This window comes from Kosakonia oryzendophytica, from assembly GCF_027886705.1.
In the GTDB taxonomy this organism is placed as follows: Bacteria; Pseudomonadota; Gammaproteobacteria; order Enterobacterales; family Enterobacteriaceae; genus Kosakonia; species Kosakonia oryzendophytica.
The window spans coordinates 1631401-1654611 of record NZ_CP115659.1; the positions used below are offsets into that span (position 1 = coordinate 1631401).

13 protein-coding genes and 1 pseudogene are annotated in these 23211 nt (G+C 53.0%); 9 read left to right on the forward strand and 5 right to left on the reverse strand.

Translation table 11 applies throughout. The features are described from left to right. Positions 1 to 14: 14 nt before the first annotated feature. A complete protein-coding gene (gene nrdA / locus O9K67_RS07945) occupies positions 15 to 2300 on the reverse strand; it encodes a class 1a ribonucleoside-diphosphate reductase subunit alpha (protein WP_061493949.1) in 2286 nt (761 codons plus the stop codon). Between the two features lie 342 nt (positions 2301 to 2642). Continuing rightward, positions 2643 to 3371: a bifunctional 2-polyprenyl-6-hydroxyphenol methylase/3-demethylubiquinol 3-O-methyltransferase UbiG gene (ubiG, locus tag O9K67_RS07950; protein WP_061493950.1), complete on the reverse strand. Its 729-nt coding sequence runs from the start codon at positions 3369 to 3371 to the stop codon at positions 2643 to 2645. A gap of 158 nt (positions 3372 to 3529) precedes the next feature. Here ubiG and gyrA point away from each other — a divergent pair, with 158 nt between their 5' ends. Together gyrA and rcsC are read left to right on the forward strand one after the other, a co-directional pair. Next, the gene (gene gyrA, locus O9K67_RS07955) at positions 3530 to 6166 is read left to right on the forward strand and encodes a DNA topoisomerase (ATP-hydrolyzing) subunit A (RefSeq protein ID WP_061493951.1); all 2637 of its coding nucleotides are present in this window, start codon (positions 3530 to 3532) and stop codon (positions 6164 to 6166) included. Positions 6167 to 6280: 114 nt separating this feature from the next. Next, complete coding sequence (gene rcsC, locus O9K67_RS07960) at positions 6281 to 9127, forward strand: two-component system sensor histidine kinase RcsC (RefSeq protein ID WP_061493952.1); 2847 nt, start codon at positions 6281 to 6283, stop codon at positions 9125 to 9127. A 42-nt stretch (positions 9128 to 9169) separates the two neighbouring features. On the opposite strand, the gene rcsB is transcribed toward rcsC, so the two are convergent. Then, positions 9170 to 9820, reverse strand: a complete 651-nt coding sequence (gene rcsB, locus O9K67_RS07965; protein WP_017458563.1) for a response regulator transcription factor RcsB — start codon at positions 9818 to 9820, stop codon at positions 9170 to 9172. A gap of 16 nt (positions 9821 to 9836) precedes the next feature. Continuing rightward, positions 9837 to 12506: a phosphotransferase RcsD gene (gene rcsD / locus O9K67_RS07970; RefSeq protein WP_082794146.1), complete on the reverse strand. Its 2670-nt coding sequence runs from the start codon at positions 12504 to 12506 to the stop codon at positions 9837 to 9839. 844 nt (positions 12507 to 13350) lie between these two features. Between rcsD and O9K67_RS07975 the strand changes: the two genes are divergently transcribed. From O9K67_RS07975 to mgtE, 6 genes are all read left to right on the forward strand, one after another. Continuing rightward, positions 13351 to 14490 (forward strand): porin OmpC, encoded by a 1140-nt coding sequence (locus O9K67_RS07975; protein WP_061493954.1) that lies wholly within the window; start codon positions 13351 to 13353, stop codon positions 14488 to 14490. A gap of 109 nt (positions 14491 to 14599) precedes the next feature. Next, a complete protein-coding gene (gene apbE / locus O9K67_RS07980; protein WP_061493955.1) occupies positions 14600 to 15637 on the forward strand; it encodes an FAD:protein FMN transferase ApbE in 1038 nt (345 codons plus the stop codon). A 72-nt stretch (positions 15638 to 15709) separates the two neighbouring features. After that, complete coding sequence (gene ada, locus O9K67_RS07985; RefSeq protein WP_061493956.1) at positions 15710 to 16771, forward strand: bifunctional DNA-binding transcriptional regulator/O6-methylguanine-DNA methyltransferase Ada; 1062 nt, start codon at positions 15710 to 15712, stop codon at positions 16769 to 16771. Next, positions 16771 to 17421, forward strand: coding sequence for a DNA oxidative demethylase AlkB (gene alkB / locus O9K67_RS07990; protein ID WP_061493957.1), 651 nt, complete (start codon positions 16771 to 16773; stop codon positions 17419 to 17421). Before ada ends, alkB begins: the two co-directional genes overlap by 1 nt. Before the next feature lie 73 nt (positions 17422 to 17494). Further along, positions 17495 to 19138: a multidrug ABC transporter permease/ATP-binding protein gene (locus O9K67_RS07995; RefSeq protein WP_061493958.1), complete on the forward strand. Its 1644-nt coding sequence runs from the start codon at positions 17495 to 17497 to the stop codon at positions 19136 to 19138. A gap of 145 nt (positions 19139 to 19283) precedes the next feature. After that, positions 19284 to 20720, forward strand: coding sequence for a magnesium transporter (gene mgtE / locus O9K67_RS08000; protein WP_061493959.1), 1437 nt, complete (start codon positions 19284 to 19286; stop codon positions 20718 to 20720). A gap of 39 nt (positions 20721 to 20759) precedes the next feature. Here the strand turns inward: mgtE and O9K67_RS08005 are convergent. Further along, positions 20760 to 21239 (reverse strand): annotated as a pseudogene (locus tag O9K67_RS08005) (SulP family inorganic anion transporter); the annotation flags it as partial. Between the two features lie 272 nt (positions 21240 to 21511). Here O9K67_RS08005 and mqo point away from each other — a divergent pair. After that, positions 21512 to 23167, forward strand: a complete 1656-nt coding sequence (gene mqo, locus O9K67_RS08010; protein WP_061493961.1) for a malate dehydrogenase (quinone) — start codon at positions 21512 to 21514, stop codon at positions 23165 to 23167. The last annotated feature ends 44 nt before the right edge of the window (positions 23168 to 23211 follow it).

Sequence of the window (23211 nt, forward strand, 5' to 3'; positions counted from 1 at the left end):
TCCCCGCCCCTTCGTTAGATCTTACATGCGCCGCTTTCGCAGCCATCATCCTGGATGGAAGGCGCCAGGTCATCCTGGGCATCTTCTGCACCATCGCGGGTGTTCTGATAATACAGCGTCTTCACACCAAATTTGTAGGCGGTGAGCAGGTCTTTCAGCAATTGCTGCATCGGCACTTTACCCGACGGGAAACGAGACGGATCGTAGTTGGTGTTTGCTGAAATCGACTGGTCGATAAATTTCTGCATGATGCCAACCAGTTGCAGGTAGCCGTCATTGTTCGGCATTTCCCACAGCAGCTCATAGGCCGTGCTCAGTTTTTCGTAGTCCGGCACAACCTGACGCAGGATCCCGTCTTTCGACGCTTTGATGCTCACATGACCACGCGGCGGCTCAATGCCGTTGGTGGCGTTGGAGATCTGCGACGACGTTTCTGACGGCATCAGCGCGGAGAGCGTGGAGTTACGCAGGCCGTGCGTTTTGATTGATTCACGAAGCGCTTCCCAATCGTAATGCAGCGGCTCGTTGGTAATACCGTCGAGATCTTTCTTGTAGGTATCGATCGGCAGAATACCCTGCGAGTAAGTCGTTTCGTTAAACCACGGGCATGCGCCTTGCTCTTTCGCCAGCTCGTTCGACGCTTTCAGCAACCAGTACTGAATGGCTTCAAAGGTCTGGTGCGTCAGGTTGTTGGCGCTGCCGTCGGAGTAACGTTTACCGTTTTTCGCCAGCCAGTAAGCAAAGTTAATGACGCCAATGCCCAGCGTACGACGGCCCATCGCACCGCGTTTTGCTGCGGGGATCGGGTAATCCTGATAATCAAGCAGGGCATCCAGTGCACGGACAGCCAGTGTCGCCAGCTCTTCCAGCTCATCGAGGTTTTTAATCGCCCCGAGGTTAAACGCGGAAAGCGTACAGAGCGCGATTTCACCGCTCTCGTCGTTGACGTCGTCCAGCGGCTTGGTCGGCAGCGCGATTTCCAGGCACAGGTTCGACTGACGGACCGGTGCCACCATCGGATCGAACGGGCTATGCGTATTGCAGTGGTCCACGTTCTGAATGTAGATACGGCCGGTAGAGGCGCGTTCCTGCATCATCAGCGAGAAGAGATCAACGGCTTTCACGCGTTGTTTGCGGATGCTGTCGTCTTTTTCGTATTTCGTGTACAGACGTTCAAATTCGTCCTGATCGGCAAAGAATGCATCGTACAAGCCCGGGACGTCGGACGGGCTGAACAGGGTAATCTCTTCCCCTTTCAGCAGGCGGGTGTACATCAATTTGTTGATCTGCACGCCGTAGTCCATATGACGCACGCGGTTGCCTTCGACGCCGCGGTTGTTTTTCAGCACCAGCAGGCTTTCGACTTCCAGGTGCCACATGGGGTAGAACAGTGTAGCTGCACCGCCACGCACGCCGCCCTGAGAGCAGGATTTCACCGCAGTCTGGAAGTGCTTGTAGAACGGAATACAACCGGTGTGGAAAGCTTCGCCGCCACGGATCGGGCTACCCAGCGCACGGATGCGACCGGCGTTGATACCGATGCCGGCACGCTGGGAAACGTATTTCACAATCGCGCTGGAAGTGGCGTTAATGGAATCCAGGCTGTCGCCGCACTCGATCAGTACGCAAGAGCTGAACTGGCGGGTCGGGGTACGCACGCCGGACATGATCGGCGTCGGCAGCGAAATTTTAAACGTGGACACCGCGTCATAGAAGCGTTTCACATAGTCCAGACGGGTTTCACGCGGGTAGTTCGAGAACAGGCACGCCGCAACCAGAATATAGAGGAACTGCGCGCTCTCGTAGATCTCGCCGGTCACGCGGTTCTGCACCAGATACTTGCCTTCAAGCTGTTTTACCGCAGCATAGGAGAAGTTCATATCACGCCAGTGATCGATAAACCCATCCATCTGCTTGAACTCTTCTTCCGTGTAGTCTTCCAGCAGATGATGATCGTATTTGCCCAGTTCGACCATTTTTGTGACGTGATCAAACAGAGCCGGCGGTTCGAACTGACCGTAGGCTTTTTTACGCAGGTGGAAAATCGCCAGGCGCGCTGCCAGATATTGGTAATCCGGCGCGTCGCGGGAGATCAGGTCCGCGGCAGCTTTAATAATGGTTTCGTGAATGTCAGACGTTTTAATCCCATCATAGAACTGAATGTGCGAACGCAGCTCGACCTGCGAGATGGAGACGTTATGCAGCCCTTCAGCCGCCCAATCCAGCACCCGATGAATTTTGTCGAGATTGATGCGCTCTGTGCCACCGTCACGCTTTGTCACCAGCAGACTCTGATTCATGTGATTACCTGTCCGTGAAATAAAAGTATCCCCCCTTTATCCACAATCAGACGCTGTGACTAACTCTGTGGATAAATACTAGATATAGGGGGTTTGCGATAAGAAAAACGCTATATGGTGAGTATTCTAGTAAGGATTCTTTTCAGTACAAGAGTTGATTTTGAGGTTAAATTGAGGTTGCGAAAGCGTAATAATCGCTAAGTCCTCGTGCCGTAAGGCCTGGCGGGGATGTCAATATTTCTCAAAAAAAAATGAATTTTTGATCAAGTGCTGATTTCTTCATCGGGAATAGCAACTGCGCAGTTTGACACTGCGCAATCTTTATAACTTTAACTGATGACCTTAGTCGTTTTTTGCTGTTGTATGTAACATGTAATTAACATCAACGCCTGGCCCTAAGGTAAATTTATCCAGCAACGGATTATAGTGTAACCCGGTGATGTGACGCTCTTTTAACACGGTGCCATCAACCCAGGTGAGCAGCTCGGCAGGTTTGATGAATTTTTTCACATCGTGTGTGCCTTTCGGCACCATTCGCAGCACATATTCCGCACCGACCACCGCCATCAGCCAGGCTTTACCGTTGCGGTTAATGGTAGAAAAGAACACATGGCCGCCGGGTTTTACTAACTGCGCACAAGCTTTCACGACGGATTGCGGGTCCGGCACGTGCTCCAGCATCTCCATACAGGTAACGACGTCGTAATGTCCGGCGTGTTTTGCCGCATGTTCTTCGACGGTTTCCTGCACGTAGTTCACCTGAATACCTGATTCCAGCGCATGTAAGCGCGCGACCTGCAACGGTTCAAACCCCATATCCAGGCCGGTGACGTTGGCGCCTTCGCGCGCCATGCTCTCCGCCAGAATACCGCCACCGCAGCCTACATCCAGCACGTTTTTCCCAAACAGGCCATCCGCATGCCCGGCGATATAGTTCAGGCGCAGCGGGTTAATGCGGTGCAGGGGTTTAAACTCACCCTCTTTATCCCACCAGCGCGAGGCTACCGCTTCAAATTTGGCGATTTCAGCATGATCAACGTTCTGAGCGACCGACGATTTTTCGGCATTCATGGGGGCAATTACTCCTCTCAAAAGTAGACTGCCGAGTATATCAGGCCAACGGGATGAATAAACCTTTGCGCGGGTGTTATAGATTTACCTGTCTCAAAGCGGTTGTGTTATAATTTGCGACCTTTGAATCCGGGATACAGTAGAGGGATAGCGGTTAGATGAGCGACCTTGCGAGAGAAATTACACCGGTTAACATCGAGGAAGAGCTGAAAAGCTCCTATCTGGATTATGCGATGTCGGTCATTGTTGGCCGTGCGCTTCCTGACGTCCGAGATGGCTTAAAACCGGTTCACCGTCGCGTACTTTACGCCATGAACGTATTGGGCAATGACTGGAATAAAGCCTACAAAAAATCTGCCCGTGTCGTTGGTGACGTAATCGGTAAATACCATCCTCATGGTGATTCCGCGGTGTATGACACCATTGTCCGTATGGCGCAGCCATTCTCGCTGCGTTACATGCTGGTTGATGGTCAGGGTAACTTCGGTTCTATCGATGGTGACTCTGCGGCGGCGATGCGTTATACGGAAATCCGCCTGGCGAAGATCGCCCATGAATTGATGGCCGATCTGGAAAAAGAGACGGTAGATTACGTCGATAACTACGACGGTACCGAAAAAATTCCTGATGTAATGCCTACCAAGATCCCGAACCTGCTGGTTAACGGTTCTTCGGGTATTGCAGTCGGTATGGCGACCAACATTCCGCCACACAACCTGACGGAAGTGATCAACGGCTGTCTGGCCTATATCGACAACGAAGATATCAGCGTTGAAGGGCTGATGGAGCATATTCCGGGGCCGGACTTCCCAACCGCCGCCATTATTAATGGCCGTCGCGGCATTGAAGAGGCTTACCGCACCGGTCGCGGCAAAATCTATATTCGCGCCCGCGCAGAAGTGGAAACCGATGCGAAAAGCGGTCGTGAAACGATCATCGTTCACGAAATTCCGTATCAGGTGAACAAAGCGCGTCTGATCGAGAAGATCGCCGAGCTGGTAAAAGACAAACGCGTGGAAGGCATTAGCGCGCTGCGTGACGAGTCTGATAAAGACGGCATGCGCATCGTGATTGAAGTGAAGCGCGATGCGGTGGGTGAAGTGGTGCTGAATAACCTCTACTCCCAGACGCAACTGCAGGTCTCTTTCGGTATCAACATGGTTGCACTGCACCACGGTCAACCGAAGATCATGACGCTGAAAGAGATCCTGGCGGCGTTTGTTCGGCACCGCCGTGAAGTGGTGACGCGCCGTACGATTTTTGAACTGCGTAAAGCGCGCGATCGTGCGCATATCCTTGAAGCGCTGGCGGTTGCGCTGGCGAATATCGACCCGATCATTGAACTGATCCGTCGTGCGCCGACGCCGGCAGAAGCGAAAGCAGGCCTGATCGCACAGCCGTGGGATCTGGGCAATGTTGCCGCTATGTTGGAGCGCGCGGGTGATGACGCTGCGCGTCCGGAGTGGCTGGAACCGGAGTTCGGGATCCGCGACGGGAAATACTATCTGACCGAACAACAGGCCCAGGCAATTCTGGATCTGCGCTTGCAGAAACTTACCGGCCTTGAGCATGAAAAACTGCTCGAAGAGTACAAAGAGCTGCTGGAGCAGATCGCTGAACTGCTGCACATTCTCGGTAGCGCAGAGCGCCTGATGGAAGTGATCCGCGAAGAGCTTGAGCTGGTTCGTGAACAGTTTGGCGATGCGCGTCGCACGGAAATTACCGCTAATACCGCCGATATTAATATCGAAGACCTGATCAACCAGGAAGACGTTGTTGTCACGCTGTCGCATCAGGGCTATGTGAAATATCAGCCGCTGACCGATTACGAAGCTCAGCGTCGTGGTGGTAAAGGGAAATCCGCTGCGCGTATTAAAGAAGAAGACTTTATTGACCGCCTGCTGGTGGCCAACACCCACGATACGATCCTCTGCTTCTCCAGCCGTGGTCGTCTGTACTGGATGAAGGTTTACCAACTGCCGGAAGCGAGCCGTGGGGCACGTGGTCGTCCGATCGTTAACCTGCTGCCGCTGGAACCGAATGAACGTATTACGGCGATTCTGCCGGTACGCGAGTACGAAGAGGGCGTTAACGTCTTTATGGCAACCGCCAGCGGTACCGTGAAGAAAACGGCACTGACTGAATTCAGCCGTCCGCGTTCTGCTGGCATCATCGCCGTGAACCTGAACGAAGGCGACGAGCTGATTGGTGTGGATCTGACTTCGGGCAATGACGAAGTGATGCTGTTCTCTGCTGCCGGTAAAGTGGTGCGCTTTAAAGATAGTGCCGTTCGTGCAATGGGTCGTACGGCGACCGGCGTACGCGGCATTAAGCTGGCAGAAAACGACAGCGTCGTTTCGCTGATTGTTCCGCGCGGCGAAGGCGCAATTCTGACGGTGACGCAGAACGGTTACGGTAAACGTACGGCAGAAACCGAATACCCGACTAAGTCTCGTGGTACGCAGGGCGTGATTTCCATCAAGGTCACCGAGCGCAATGGCGCTGTGGTGGGCGCGGTGCAGGTTGATGACAGTGACCAGATCATGATGATTACTGATGCCGGTACGCTGGTGCGTACGCGCGTGTCTGAAATCAGCGTGGTGGGCCGTAATACCCAGGGCGTTATTCTGATCCGCACCGCGGAAGATGAAAACGTTGTGGGGCTGCAACGTGTGGCTGAGCCGGTGGACGACGAAGAGCTGGACTCCATCGACGGTAGCATAGCGGAAGGGGACGATGATATCGCGCCGGAAGCTGACACTGATGATGATGTCGCAGACGACGACGCCGAATAATGCGTTTCAAAGGGCCGGTTTCCGGCCCTTTTTCATGGCCGTTGCGGGCTTCGCGTTTTACCGCTACCTTAACCACACCCTTTTTTATCTTCCTTGTGGCGGAGTTTTTCCAGGTTGAAATACCTTGTCTCTTTTCGCAGTACCCTGAAAGTCTCCCGCTATTTGTTCAGGGCGCTGGCGCTATTGCTTTGGCTGTTGATTGCCTTTTTCTCCGTCTTCTACATTGTTAACGCTCTGCATGATAAAGAGTCCGAAATCCGCCAGGAGTTTAACTTAAGCTCCGATCAGGCGCAGCGCTATATCCAGCGTACCTCGGATGTGATGAAAGAGCTGAAGTATATTGCTGAAAATCGTCTGACGGCGGAAAACGGTATTCTCACTTCGCGTAACCGCGATGATAAAACCGATGTGCCGACATTCTCGCCGCTGTTCCCGGATTCCGACTGTTCGTCGATGGGCAATTCCTGGCGCGGCTCGCTGGAGTCGCTGGCCTGGTTTATGCGCTACTGGCGCGACAATTTCTCTGCGGCTTACGATCTCAACCGCGTATTTTTGATCGGTAGCGATAATCTCTGTATGGCTGACTTTGGTCTGCGGGATCTGCCCGTCGAGCGGGATGATACGCTGAAAAGCCTGCATGAACGCATTGTGAAATACCGTAATGCGCCGCAGGACGAACGCAGCAACAATGTCTACTGGATGAGCCAGGGGCCGCGTCCGGGTATTGGCTACTTTTATGCGCTGACGCCCGTCTATCTGGGGAATCGTCTGCAGGCGCTGTTGGGCACTGAGCAATCCATCCGCATGGAAAACTTCTTTACCCCAGGCAGTTTGCCAATGGGGGTCACGATTCTGGATGAAAGCGGGCACTCGCTGATTTCGCTCACCGGGCAGGATAACGGGATTTCGGCTGAGCCGCGCTGGATGCAGGAGCGCTCCTGGTTTGGTTATACCTCCGGTTTTCGCGAACTGATCCTGAAAAAGAGCTTGCCGCCCTCGTCGTTAAGCGTGGTCTACTCCGTGCCGGTTGATATGGTGCTGGAGCGGATTCGTATGCTGATCCTCAACGCCGTATTGCTCAACGTGCTGGTAGGCGTGGCGCTGTTTACCCTGGCGCGAATGTATGAACGGCGTATTTTTATTCCGGCGGAAAATGATGCGCAACGACTGGAAGAGCATGAGCAGTTCAACCGTAAGATTGTTGCCTCGGCACCGGTCGGCATCTGTATTCTGCGTACTCAGGATGGGACCAATATCCTGAGTAACGAGCTGGCGCATAACTATCTGAATATGCTGACGCATGAAGATCGGCAGCGGCTGACACAGATCATTTGCGGTCAGCAGGTCAACTTCGTTGATGTGTTGACCAGTAATAACACCAACCTGCAAATTAGCTTCGTCCACTCGCGTTATCGCAATGAAAACGTGGCGATTTGCGTGCTGGTGGACGTCTCTGCGCGCGTAAAAATGGAAGAATCGCTGCAGGAGATGGCGCAGGCGGCAGAACAGGCAAGCCAGTCGAAATCGATGTTCCTTGCGACGGTCAGCCATGAACTGCGCACACCGCTGTACGGCATTATTGGCAACCTTGACCTGCTGCAAACGAAAGAGTTGCCGAAAGGGGTCGACAGGCTGGTGACGGCAATGAATAACTCCTCCAGTCTGCTGTTGAAAATCATCAGCGATATTCTCGATTTCTCAAAAATTGAATCCGAGCAACTGAAGATTGAACCGCGCGAGTTTTCTCCTCGTGAAGTGATGAGTCATATCACCGCGAACTATTTGCCACTGGTCGTGCGTAAACAGCTCGGGCTGTACTGCTTTATCGAACCTGATGTTCCCGCAACGCTCAATGGCGATCCGATGCGTTTGCAACAGGTGATCTCTAACCTGTTGAGCAATGCCATCAAATTCACCGATATTGGCTGCATTATTTTGCATGTCCAGCGCGATGAGGATTACCTCAGCATTCGTGTACGTGATACCGGCGTCGGCATTCCTGGCAAAGAAGTGGTGCGGTTATTCGATCCCTTCTTCCAGGTCGGGACGGGTGTGCAGCGTAACTTTCAGGGGACCGGGCTGGGGCTGGCGATTTGCGAAAAGCTGATCAGCATGATGGATGGCGATATTTCGGTGGATACCGAACCTGGCATGGGTAGCCAGTTTACTATTCGTATTCCGCTGTATGGCAGCGTGGCTCCTGCGCCAGTGGAAGTGGATGGACTGGCTGATACCTGCTGCTGGCTGGCAGTGCGTAATGCGTCACTGTCCGGGTATCTGGAAACCTTGCTTAAGTGGCAAGGGATCAAGGTGAAACAGTATGACGGGCGGACGCTGGGCAACATGGATACGCTGATCACTGACGATGAGCTTTCCTCGCCATGGACCGGTCGCGCAGTGGTCATTTTCTGCCGTCGTCACATTGGCATTCCGCTGGAGCGTGCCCCGGGCGAATGGTTGCACAGCGTGGCATCGCCGCACGATCTGCTGGCGCTGTTGGGACGTATTTACCGCGTGCAGGTTGTTGAACCTCAGGCCAATGACGCCTTGCCGGAAGCGGTTATTGAAGCCGCGCGCAATGACGATATGATGATTCTGGTGGTGGACGATCATCCTATCAACCGGCGTTTGCTGGCCGATCAACTGGGTTCGCTGGGGTATCAGTGTAAAACCGCGAACGATGGCATCGATGCGCTGAATGTTCTGAGTAAAAACCATATCGACATCGTTCTGAGCGATGTCAACATGCCGAATATGGATGGTTACCGTCTGACGCAACGTATCCGGCAGCTTGGCCTGACGCTGCCAGTGATTGGTGTAACGGCCAATGCGCTGGCGGAAGAGAAGCAGCGTTGTCTGGAGTCGGGGATGGATAGCTGTCTGTCGAAACCGGTCACGCTGGATGTGATCAGACAAACACTGGCTGTGTATGCCGCGCGAGTCAGAAACAACCGTCGGTAAAGCGGATAAAAAGAACCCCGGCTTCTGCCGGGGTTTCGGGAATTACTCTTTTTCCGTTTGCGTCAGCGTGACGGAGGAGAGGTAGTTCAGCAGCGCAATATCGTTGTCCACGCCCAGTTTCATCATTGCGGATTTTTTCTGGCTACTGATGGTCTTGATACTGCGGTTCAGTTTTTTGGCGATTTCCGTTACCAGGAAACCTTCTGCAAACAGACGCAGTACTTCGCTCTCTTTTGGTGACAGACGTTTGTCGCCATAACCCCCGGCGCTGATTTTTTCCAGCAGGCGGGAAACGCTCTCCGGGGTGAATTTTTTCCCTTTTTGCAGCGCTGCGAGCGCTTTCGGCAGATCGGTTGGTGCGCCCTGTTTCAGCACGATGCCTTCAATGTCCAGATCCAGTACCGCGCTAAGGATCGCCGGGTTGTTATTCATGGTCAGCACAATAATCGACAACGTCGGGAAATGACGCTTAATGTATTTGATCAGCGTGATGCCATCACCGTACTTGTCACCCGGCATTGACAGATCGGTGATCAATACGTTTGCCTCAAGTTTCGGCAGGTTGTTGATGAGTGCTGTAGAGTCTTCAAATTCACCGACTACATTGACCCATTCGATTTGTTCGAGTGACTTACGAATACCGAACAGTACAATCGGATGGTCATCGGCAATAATTACGTTCATATTGTTCATGTATTAGGCTACCTTGCTACAGCAAGCTCTTGACGTAAGCGTCAATGTCGCTGATGTAATTTTCTATACCTGGAGCATCGGATTCACGAATTAATTGCTCCAGCGTTTCGCACAACTGCTTACCAGGTACCAGATTAAGCATGGCAAACACGCCTTTCAAGCGGTGTGCCGTCTGCGCCAGCGCAGCGAAATCGCTCAACGCCGACTCAGTATACAACCTCTTAACATCATCGGGTACTGTGTCAACAAACAGGGCGTAATAGCCGCTGGCGTGGAGTTCGGCGTTTTCGTCACCCCCCAAAGGCGACTCCGGTACATCTTCCTGCGCCAGTTGCTCCTCAATAAGCTGCAATATTGCTCCCTGCATTGCATTGCTCATATTAAAGTTGACGCGCAGCTGGCCAGGGCCAATTTTCCGCACGCCGACCTCATCATCGCTTAAAAGCAAGCCCGAGGCAGTAAGATTAGACGGATTATCTGTCAAAAAGAGATCATATTCTTGACTTGAAAGTCGTTCATCCGGGGAAATACAGCTTGCCCCCCAGTTTTCTAACTGACGAACGACAATATTGCGAATTTCAATCGAGGTAATATCAATCATCGCCACGACGTCATCGAGCAATTTTTCTTCGCTTTCTTCCTGCTGCGGACGGGCAGCCATTTTCACATGCAGTGAATAGCGGGTACCCAGATCTTCCCGTGCCTTGATATTCAAATGCCCACCCAGCTTTCTTGCCAGTTGATCGCATAGCCAGAAGGTGAGGGCGTTGGCTTTCCCGTACTGGTCGCCCTGGGTGGGATTCAGGAACGGGAAGTGCAGATTATCGATCTCACTGTTGCTCACTCCAACGCCGGTGTCGAGAATACGGAAAGTCAGACGATCGCCCGCTGACTCGTCCATACTCACTTCCAGGGTGATTTTGCCCATCTGTGTGGTTGTTACTGCATATTGGATCAGCAGCAGCAATATCCGACGTAGCGCATCACGGTCACCGTGGCGTTCTTCGTTCGCCGGAAGATGGTTGTTAATCAGCAACTGCAGGCCTTTGCGCTTGATAGCCGGCAGCACCTCCGGCACTACTTCATCGATCAGATCCTGGATGGAAAACTGGGTGGACGAGCCTTTCCAGCTATCGCTTTCCAGCATGTTTGCCAGTTGGATCTCATCAACCAGTTGCACCAGCCTGTCGGCGTGATCCGCCAACGTATTGCCTTCCTGGGTTTGTAATGTGGCGGCTTCGCTGGCCAACGTTTTCACCGGCAGTTTCAGCGCATCGGCGAGGTTGTTCATAAAGATGGCGCGGCCCTGCTGGTTTTTTTCATACAGACGCTGCGCTTGTTTCAGCTTTTTATTGACCAGTACTTCTCTGTCCTGGTCGCGAATAATAAAGATCTGAGTGCGCGAGGCAACCTGGCTGCGGAACTGACGGATCTCGTACAACTCATTATTTATCGTCGCCTGAATCACGCCTTGATGCTGGTCCGCCATGGCGGTGATGTTTTGTAGATTCAGGTGCGGTAATAGATGGTCCGCAATCTTATTACTCAACACCGTGCGGTTCGCTTCCAGATCATGGACCAGCAGACCAAGCGGCAGCAATGAAACGATCTCTTCATTAAAGGCACGCATCACGCGCAGCTCATTACTCGTACCGGCAGGTGCCAGCGTGTCGTTTTTGCGCCCCGATTGATGGCGGAAGGTGGTGAAGCCAAACAGCGCAAGTGCAAGCAGACCGATATTCATCAGTAATGGCAACAAGATATTTTGCAGGGTATCAAGCAGAAGTGTGCCAAACGGCACCTGCCAAATCAGCCGCAACCCAGTACCGTTAAGCGAAGAGGAGATCTCAATTTTAGCGCTGTTAAAATTGACCGAGGCACTGTCGGCGGCATCTTTATCCTGTGTACGCGTGTTTGTTTGCGCGGTATCGGGATCAAGGCGAAAGCTGTCCAGCGTCATCCCCGGCGGGATCAGATCGTTAATCGGTAGATCAAATGCGACAACGGTCGCCAGATGCCCTGGCTGGTTAAACGTGGTGCGCAGCGTAAAGTAGTGCCCATTTTGCCAGGCCAGACGGCGCAAAGGAGAGAAGCTCTCGCGCTCATCCAGTGCATTGGCCTGCTGCAACATTTCCGCCCGACGAGAGTCGACAATATTGCTGATAGTATTGTCTTTAAAGCCGGAGGAGAGGTCTTTCAGCGGTAGCGTGGAGACCAGGATCATGCTGTTATCCTGGCCATTGAGGTAATACATCGACCAGGGCACCGTTTCAGCGCCCCAAAGCGTATCCAGATAGGTGGAGATACGCTGGGTCATTTCCAGGGTGGAGCTGTCATGCGAGCCGAAGATCAGTGCTTCGGTTTTGCGCCGGGGTTTTTCCAGGTAGTAGACATCTTGTTTTAACCGGGTTTCTTGCAGACCATCGCTGGGACTGGAAGCGGGTGCCGCGGCGATATTGTCGTAGATTTGCCAGGTTGCGTAGCGCCAGGTATCTATACGCTTATGAATCGCATGCGTCACATCGACGATTTGATAGCTTTTATCCTTTAACCAGGCGTTGACCGCACTTTGGATCATCACGCCTAACGTCACCAGCAGGACAATTATCAGCAAAAGAAAGAAACGGGTAATGTTGCCCGGTATCAGGGAAAATTTGCCAGGGATCATTGTGTCAGATTGACTCATTCGTGTGTGTAACCCGTTATGACAACACTGCCGGGACATTCAGCGGTTGTTCGCTGAGACAATGTTGCTGCCATGCCGTAAGAACCGCCTGTTGTCTGCGCGGCGTACTAATAGATGTCGTGTTGCAGAGCAGTGCACAGCAGGCAGTATATCGGTTAATCAATGAATTTCCAGACTCTCTTTTCAGTGAATGCCTGGATCGTTATTGAAACAGGCTCTTCCGTAAGCGCAGCGGTAAAAATGTACAAAGGCGTAAAAACCGTACAACTATTTACCGTTACGTCTCAGAAAGATCGCACGAAATAACAAGAAATTAATCATCCTGCCAGCGCAATAGGAAAAATCTGGCATGGTTATTGATTAATTAATAGTCATTACAAATAGTGATTATATGTATATTGATATTCAAGGTGAGTAAAGAAAGGTAAAAAAAAACCGAATGCGAAGCATCCGGTCATAAGAGGGGTAAACAGACATTCAGATTCGAATGACGGTAATAAATAAAGTTAATGATGATAGCGTTGATTATATTAGTTGCGATCGAAGATGAGGGTTTTGCATTCAGTGCTATAACATTGTTTTTGTATAACTGATTGTATTTGTTTGTATTTTTAATATTTTTTGATTATTTGTGCGCTATTTTTTAGCTATTTGTGCTAAAAAAAGTTCCCTCATATTTACATTTTGAAACACCTATTGCTGAAAATGAAACATCTTCAAAGTTTTCGTATCATATTCTTGTTGGATTATTCTTCTTTTTTAGAGAGAATGAATTTGCCAACTGATTAGAGGGTTAATCAGTAAGCAGTGGCAATAAAAATGCATATAACAGAGGGTTAATAAAATGAAAGTTAAAGTACTATCCCTCCTGGTACCAGCTCTGCTGGTAGCAGGCGCAGCAAATGCGGCTGAAGTTTATAACAAAGATGGCAACAAATTAGATCTGTACGGTAAAGTCGACGGCCTGCACTATTTCTCCGACGACAAAGGCAATGATGGTGACAAGACATACGTGCGTTTCGGCTTTAAAGGCGAAACTCAGGTAAACGACCAGGTTACTGGCTACGGTCAATGGGAATACAACGTTCAGGCGAACGATACTGAATCCTCCAGCAATCAGGCGTGGACCCGTCTGGCATTCGCCGGTATCCGCGTGGCTGATGCCGGTTCTATCGACTATGGTCGTAACTATGGCGTGATCTACGACGTAACTTCCTGGACCGACGTACTGCCGGAATTCGGCGGTGACACCTACGGTGCTGATAACTTCCTGCAATCTCGTGCTAACGGCGTTGCAACTTACCGTAACACCGACTTCTTCGGTCTGGTTAACGGCCTGAACTTTGCACTGCAGTATCAGGGCAAAAACGGCAGCGTAAGCGGTGAAAACAACAGCGGTCGTAGCACATTGCAACAGAATGGCGACGGCTACGGCGCATCCCTGACCTACGATCTGGGTGCAGGCTTCAGCGTGGGTGGTGCGATGTCTTCTTCACGTCGTACTGCTGACCAGAACGCACTCAACGCTGCACTGTACGGTGAAGGCGATCGTGCTGAAGTGTACAGCGGTGGTCTGAAATACGACGCCAACAATATCTACCTGGCGGCGCAGTACACTCAGACCTACAACGCAACCCGTTTTGGTACCTCTAACGGCTCCAGCCCGTCTACTGCTTACGGTTTTGCTAACAAAGCGCAGAACTTCGAAGTGGTTGCACAGTACCAGTTCGACTTCGGTCTGCGTCCGTCCATCGCTTACCTGCAGTCCAAAGGTAAAGACATCACCAACAACACCGGTACGGTTAACTTCGGTGATCAGGATATCCTGAAATACATCGACGTTGGCGCGACCTACTACTTCAACAAAAACATGTCCACCTATGTTGATTACAAAATCAACCTGCTGGATGAAAATGAGTTCACTCGTGCTGCCGGTATCGGTACCGACAACATCGTTGGCGTGGGTCTGGTATACCAGTTCTAAGTCAGCAACCAATACTGCTCAGGGGCCGAAAGGCCCCTTTTTTATTGTCGATATCTCTTACATGGAACGATTTGGTGTACGCTTGCCGCCAGCAAGGAGGTCATAAAACATGGCGATAACTTTTCTTCGTGCCGGCTTGATAGCGGCGCTTTTATTACTGGCGGGGTGCGACAGAGGCGAACTGGCAACGCCGACGGTGCTCGAAGGTAAAACGATGGGTACCTCGTGGCGCGTCAGTGTGGTGGATATCAATGCACAACAGGCGCAGGCGTTGCAGCAAAAAATTCAGGCTCAGCTGGACGGTGATGACCACTTACTGTCCACCTGGAAGAACGACTCTGCGTTGATGCGTTTTAACCATTCCGCCAGCACCGCGCCCTGGCCCGTCAGCGCCGCTATGGCGGATATCGTCACTACAGCGTTACGCGTTGGCGAAAAAACCGACGGCGCGATGGATATTACAGTGGGGCCTCTGGTGAATTTGTGGGGGTTCGGGCCAGACAAACAGCCGGTCAAAACGCCGGAACACGCGCAGATTGACGCGGCAAAAGCGCGCACAGGGCTGGCCCATTTAACGGTCATTAACCGTGCAGGTGAACAGTTCCTGCAAAAAGATCTGCCGGATCTGTTTGTCGATTTATCAACAGTGGGCGAGGGCTATGCGGCGGATCATCTGGCGCAACTGATGGAGCAGGAAGGGATCGCCCGCTATCTGGTGTCCGTTGGCGGTGCGCTCGCCAGTCGTGGCATGAATGCCCAGGGGCAACCCTGGCGAGTGGCGATTCAGAAACCTACCGATCGCGAAAATGCCGCCCAGGCGATCGTGGACATCAACGGGCATGGTATCAGCACCTCCGGCAGCTATCGTAATTACTACGAACTTGATGGCAAACGCATCTCGCACATTATTGACCCGCGCAGCGGGCAGCCGATTCAGCATGCGCTGGTCTCCGTTACGGTGATCGCACCAACGGCGCTGGAAGCGGATGCCTGGGACACCGGGTTGATGGTGCTCGGTACGGAGCAGGCAAAAGAGGTGGTGAAACGCGAAGGATTGGCGGTATTTATGATAATCAAACAGGGAGAGGGCTTCACCACCTGGATGTCGCCACAGTTCTCCGCTTTTCTAATCAGCGAAAAAAATTAAACCGCAAGATTGCGGGTGTCAGAAGGCGCGCTAACGGGCACAGTGAGGCTAAGCTTATAGAAGGAGCCTGACATGAATAACGCCATTTTAACTGATGAACAGCGCTGGCAGGCGGTGCTGGCGCGCAGCCCACAGGCTGATGGTCAGTTCGTTTTTGCCGTACTGACCACCGGTATTTTTTGCCGCCCCTCCTGCACGGCGCGCCATGCGCTGCGCCAGAATGTGCGTTTTTACCCGGACGCGCAAAGTGCCGTGGCTGCCGGTTTTCGCCCGTGCAAACGCTGCCGGCCGGATACCCTCCATCCGCAGCAACAGCGGCTGGATAAAATCGCCGCTGCCTGCCGTCTGTTAGAACAGGATGCGCCTGTCACACTGGCGCGGCTTGCCGAGCAGGCGGCGATGAGTCCCTACCATTTTCATCGTCTATTTAAATCCGCCACCGGGATGACGCCAAAAGCCTGGCAACAGGCATTTCGCGCCCGTCGCTTACGCGCGACGCTTGCACAGAGTGACACGGTGACCGACGCAGTGCTGGCAGCAGGTTTCCCGGACAGCAGTACTTATTACCGCCACGCGGACGCCTCGCTGGGCATGACGGCGCGTCAGTTCCGCGCGGGAGGGGACGATACAGCGGTCTGGTTTACGTTGAGCGACTGTTCGCTGGGACGCTGCCTGGTGGCAGAGAGCGCGCGGGGTATTTGTGCCATTTTGCTGGCAGACAGCGATGAGCAATTGATTGCTGAACTGAGTGCTATCTTTCCGCATGCGCATCGGGCGCAGGGGGATGAATCTTTTACCCGACGCGTGGCGCAGGTGATCCAGCGCATCGACAATACGGATTCTCCTTTCAGCTTACCGCTGGATTTACGCGGAACGGCTTTTCAACTGCAGGTATGGCAGGCGTTGCGTGAGATCCCGGTGGGGGAGACCGTGAGTTACCAGACACTGGCGCAAAAGATAGGCAAACCTCGTGCTGTGAGGGCCGTTGCCAGTGCCTGTGCGGCAAACAAACTGGCGATTATTATTCCCTGTCACCGCGTGGTGCGGGGCGATGGTGCACTCTCCGGTTATCGCTGGGGGGCGGCGCGCAAAGCGCAATTGCTGCAGCGGGAAGAGAATAAAGAGGAGACCTGATGCTTGATTTGTTTGCGGATGAAGAACCCTGGCAGGAGTCGCTTGCGCCCGGCGCCGTTGTGCTGAGACGTTTTGCCCTGCCAGACACTGAGGCGTTGATGCGCGGGATTGGACAGGTTATTAGCCAGTCGCCGCTGCGCCATATGGTGACGCCCGGCGGGTATACCATGTCCGTGGCAATGACCAATTGCGGCACGCTTGGCTGGACGACCGACCAGCACGGTTACCTCTATGCTCCCGTCGATCCGCAAACCCAACGTCCGTGGCCGGCCATCCCAGAGGCGTTCCTGGCGCTGTGTCAGAAGGCCAGCACTGCTGCAGGATACCCTGACTTCAGACCGGATGCCTGTTTGATCAACCGTTATGCACCTGGCGCGAAGCTCTCACTGCATCAGGATAAGGATGAACCGGATCTGCGCGCGCCTATCGTTTCGGTGTCTCTGGGATTACCGGCAATATTCCAATTCGGTGGGCTCAAACGCAACGATCCGCTACAGCGACTGATGCTGGAGCATGGGGATATTGTGGTCTGGGGGGGCGAGTCGCGGCTCTATTATCATGGTATTGCGCCGCTGAAAGCGGGTTACCACCCGATCACCGGTGAATGCCGTTACAATCTCACTTTTCGTCATGCCAGTAACAGCAAATAAAAATAAGAATTATTCTTGATGTAAATTGCCAGCCGTTTACACTGCTGGCTGTTTTTGTTGACCGGGTCGTTTTATGCAACTCCTTCTTCTTGTCTGGCGGCAGTATCGCTGGCCGTTTGTGGCCGTACTGGCGCTCACCCTGGTAAGCGCCGCCTTAGGCATCGGACTGATTGCCTTTATTAACCAGCGATTAATAGAAACCGTGGATATTTCATTGACGGTGCTTCCGGAATTTCTCGGTTTGCTGCTGTTGCTGATGGCGGTCACGCTAGGTTCGCAACTTGCGCTGACCACCCTCGGTCATCACTTCGTTTACCGCCTGCGCAGCGAATTTATCAAACGCATTCTCGACACGCCGGTAGAGCGGATCGAGCAGTTGGGCAGCGCAGCATTGCTGGCAGGGCTAACCAGTGATGTCCGTAATATCACCATTGCATTCGTGCGCCTGCCAGAACTGGTGCAGGGGATCATCCTGACCCTTGGCTCATGCATCTATCTCGCCATGCTCTCCGGTAAGATGCTGGTGGTTACCGCGCTGTGGATGGCGCTGACCATCTGGGGCGGTTTTGTTCTGGTCTCCCGCGTTTACAAACATATGGCGATGCTGCGTGAGACGGAAGATAAGCTCTATAACGATTTCCAGACCGTACTGGAAGGACGTAAAGAGCTGAATCTGAACCGCGAGCGTGCGGAACATATTTTTGAACAGATATATCTGCCGGATGCGCGCCAATACCGCCATCATATTATTCGCGCCGACACCTTTCACCTGAGCGCGGTGAACTGGTCGAATATCATGATGCTCGGTGCCATTGGGCTTGTCTTCTGGATGGCAAACAGTCTTGGCTGGGCCGACACTAACGTAGCGGCGACCTATTCGCTTACTCTGCTGTTTCTGCGCACGCCGTTGCTCTCCGCCGTGGGCGCATTGCCGACGCTGTTAAGCGCTCAGGTCGCCTTTAATAAACTGAAAAAGTTTGCGCTGGCACAGTACCAACCCGCGTTCCCCCGTCCGCAGTCGTTTGCTGGCTGGCAAACGCTGGAGCTGCGCAATGTCACCTTTAAATATCAGGATAATGACTTTGCGATTGGTCCGGTCAATATGATCCTTAATCGCGGCGAGCTGGTGTTTTTGATCGGCGGTAACGGGAGCGGCAAATCGACGCTGGCAATGCTGCTGACCGGGCTATATCAGCCGGCATCCGGTGAGATCCTGCTGGATGGCAAACCCATGGCGCACGACAAACCGGAAGATTATCGCAAGCTCTTCTCCGCGGTGTTTACCGACGTCTGGCTGTTTGACGATTTGCTGGGGCCGGAGGGGAAACAGGCGGATCCGGCACTGGTGGACACATGGCTGGAACAGTTAAAAATGGCGCATAAGCTGGAGCTGAACAACGGTAAGATCCTGAATTTAAAACTGTCGAAAGGGCAGAAAAAGCGCGTCGCGCTGCTGCTGGCACTGGCGGAAGAGCGCGACATTTTGCTGCTTGATGAGTGGGCTGCGGATCAGGATCCCCATTTCCGTCGCGACTTCTACCAGGTGCTATTGCCGTTGATGCAGCAAAGGGGGAAAACCATTTTTGCGATCAGCCATGATGATCACTACTTTATTCACGCCGACCGCCTGCTGGAGATGCGCGACGGCCAGTTGAGCGAACTGGTCGGTGAAGAACGCGAAAAGGCCTCCCGAGACGCGGTCGCCCGTACCGCCTGATTATCCGCGCCCCTGCATTGCAGGGGCGCGCTGTTTTTTTGCCCGGGCACTCCCGCCGTTTATTATTTTTTACAAACTCACCCGCTATGCTTAACGCTGTTCTGCTTCGGTTTGTCGGAGCTTTTTACCATTCAGGGACAGTCCAATGTCGGTGATGAAGAAAAACAGTGTCAAACTGCGCGAAGAGGAGCGTGCGCGCCTGATTTGGCTACTGACGACCCATAAAACGCTTACCGCGACGCTACTGGGCGAGATCACTCTCGTCGAGCAGTTGGATGGGGAAAGGCTCGATCAGGACCTGGCGGAAGTCCGTGCGCTGGTGTCCCATTTGCCACCGCCAGATTTGGCTGACACGCTTGAAGCGTTACCCGTGGATGAACGCCATGCATTGTGGCGGCTGGTGGAGGATGGCAAACGCGGGAAAGTGTTGCTTGAAGCCTCGGAAAATGTCTGGGATGACCTGATTGATGAAATGAGCGATCGCGCACTGCTCGCCATCCTGGAAACCGTGGATATCGACGATAGGATCTGGCTGGTGCAGCACCTACCGCGGAATCTCATCGGGCGGTTAATGGCCACGCTGCCGCCGGCAGAACGCGCCCGTGTCCGCCAGGTGATGCGTTACGCTAAAAATTGTGTTGGCGCGCTCATGGAGTTCGAAGTTATCACCGTTCGTTCAGAGGTGACGCTGGCGGCGGTACAGCGCTATTTGCGCAGGCTTGGCAGGATGCCGGAAAACACCGATAAGTTGTTTGTTATCGGGCGTGATAACCGCCTGGTGGGAGAACTCGGGCTGCAAACCATTTTGCTTAATGCCGCAGGCAAGCGGGTAAGCGACGTGATGGATGCCGAGCCGGTGATGTTTTCGCCAGAGGATGACGCGGAGAAGGTTGCTCGTACCTTTGAACGTGACAATCTGGTCAGTGCGGCGGTGGTAGACAGTAATGGCATGCTGATGGGGCGTCTGACGATTGATGAGATCGTCAATGTGGTATACGAAGAAACCGACAATGATATGCGTCAGATGGGCGGCCTGAGCACGGAAGAAGATGTGTTTGCGCCAGTGACCAAAGCCGTAAGAACGCGCTGGGTGTGGCTGGCGACCAATTTGTGCACGGCGTTTATCGCCTCCAGGGTTATTGACGGTTTTGAACATACGATTTCGCAACTGGTGGCGCTGGCGTCGCTGATGCCTATCGTTGCCGGGATCGGCGGTAACACCGGTAATCAGACCATTACCATGATTGTCCGGGCGCTGGCGCTACAGAACATTCAGCCGGGTAACATTACCTTTTTGATTCTGCGCGAGATGGGGGTAGCGCTGATTAACGGCCTGGTGTGGGGCGGGATCATGGGAGGGGTGACCTGGTGGTTGTATGACGATGCCGCACTCGGTGGTGTCATGACGCTGGCGATGGTGCTGAACCTGCTGATGGCCGCGCTAATGGGAGTATTAATCCCGATGATCATGACCCGGCTGGGGCGCGACCCGGCGGTCGGCTCCAGCGTGATGATCACCGCGATTACCGATACCGGTGGTTTCTTTATTTTTCTCGGGCTGGCAACACTGTTTCTGCTGTAGCTTGCGGTTTCTTCCGCCACCTCGCGGGCGTGACCGCCAGCGCGGCAACCACAACACGATCAGTAAGATCAGGACAAACAGCGCCACAATCAGCGCAGCTCTGCGCCAGAAAAACAAAAATCAGGCTGCCCGGCGCGTTAACAAAACCGGTCATCACCGCGTGCGGAATAAAACGCATCAGGCACGTCATGCCGGTCAGCCCCAAAATGATTTGAATGACTCCCGCCAGCAATAGTGCAGGCAAAATGTATTCCACACCGTTTTGATGAAACCTCGGTCCGATAACTAATGCGACTGGTCCTGCCGCTGCCATTATCATTGCCAGCCGTCCACCGAATAACGACATGGAAAGGCACCGTACAACAGAGGCAATCAGACTCACTTTCGGGGCAACCCCAGGCTCTCACCGAAAACGAGATCGCTTCAGGACTCAGTGCTCTCTACTGCGCGGGTGAACAACTGCCGCGAGCGAAGATCATCGTTTCTCAGCAGTGCAAAATGGCTTGCTTTTTGGGTCATAAGATTGTGTAGGTGAGAGGCTTCTTCGCGCAGGAAAAGGCGTTCGGGCAGGTGGAAAAACGCAAAACTATAGCAGACTCTGGCCGTTTATGACCAGCGAAATGCGTTAAATCTAATGCAAAAAATCAACTTATTAGTAACATTTATACAATGGAAATTTAATGATTAAACATTATTTAAATCTCATTGTGTAAGTGCTACGTTAGAAGCGCTAACGACTTTACCCTCAATAAATGCGAATAAAACAGCACTAAAAGTAAGGCAATGACAACATGAAAAAAATGACTGCCAGGCTGTTTTCGATGGCTGTCGGGCTAAATGCTGTCTCGAAAGCAGCAAAAGGTTCCGCATCGAAAGAGCAGGAAACAGATGTGCTTTTAATTGGTGGTGGGATCATGAGCGCCACGCTGGGAACCTGGCTGCAAGAGCTGGAGCCCGACTGGTCGATCACCATGGTAGAGCGGCTGGATGCCCTGGCGGAAGAGAGTTCGAATGGCTGGAACAACGCCGGAACCGGGCATGCCGCATTAATGGAACTGAACTACACGCCGCAAAGTGCGGATGGCACCATCAGTATCAAAAAAGCGATTGAAATCAACGAAGCCTTTCGTATTTCTCGCCAGTTTTGGGCGCATCAGGTGAAAACCGGTGTGCTCAACAACCCCCGCTCCTTTATTAATACCGTGCCGCACATGAGCCTTGTGTGGGGCGATGACAATGTCAACTTCCTGCGCGCACGCTATAAAGCGCTGCAGCAGAGTTCCCTGTTCCGCGGCATGCGCTATTCCGAAGATGCTGAGCAGATCAGACAGTGGGCACCGCTGGTGATGGAAGGGCGCGACGCGAAGCAGAAAATTGCGGCCACCCGGACGGAAATTGGCACCGATGTGAACTTTGGTGAGCTGACCCGCCAGATGATTGGCGCATTGCAGAAAAAAGAGAACTTCTCACTGCAACTGGGTACGGAAGTGCGTGGTCTCAAGCGCAATGCGGATAATAGCTGGAGCGTGACACTCCATTCGCTGAAAGGCGGCGGTGAGCAGGTAATCCGGGCGAAGTTTATCTTTATTGGCGCGGGTGGTGCGGCGCTTAAGCTGCTGCAAGAATCTGGCATTCCGGAAGCGGCGGATTATGCCGGTTTCCCGGTGGGCGGCCAGTTTCTTGTTTCCGAAAACCCGGACGTGGTGAATCACCATCTGGCAAAAGTCTACGGTCAGGCTACCGTGGGCGCGCCGCCGATGTCAGTGCCGCATATTGATACGCGTATTATTGACGGTAAGCGTGTGCTGCTGTTTGGGCCGTTTGCCACCTTCTCGACGCGTTTCCTGAAAAACGGATCATTATGGGATCTGCTTCGCTCCACCAATACCTCCAACGTACTGCCAATGCTGACTGTCGGCATGACCAACTTTAGTCTGGTTAAATATCTGGTCGGTCAGGTGCTGCAAAATGAAGACGATCGTTTTGATGCGCTGCGCGAATACTACCCGTTGGCGATGAAAGAAGACTGGCGTTTATGGCAGGCTGGTCAGCGTGTGCAGATCATCAAGCGTGAACCCGGTAAGGGCGGGGTGTTGCGACTGGGCACTGAAGTGGTCAGTGATAAAGAAGGTACTATCGCCGCGCTGTTAGGGGCATCGCCGGGGGCATCGACCGCTGCGCCGATTATGCTGGAGCTGATGGAGAAAGTGTTCACGGAACGGTTTGCTTCCGCAAGCTGGCAGGCAAAACTGAAAGAGATCATCCCTTCATTCGGCACTGAACTGAACGGTAATATTGACGCTGCTGACGCTGAGCTGCGTTACACCAGCGAGATTCTGGGGCTGAAATGTGACGAATCGCTGATTGCCGATGTTACCCCGCCGGTGCAAAAACCGGCTCTGCATCCGCAGAGCGACAGCGAAACCGTGGCGGATATCGCGCTGTAATTACCATTCCGGACGCACTAAGCCGTAACGACCCTGTTACGGCT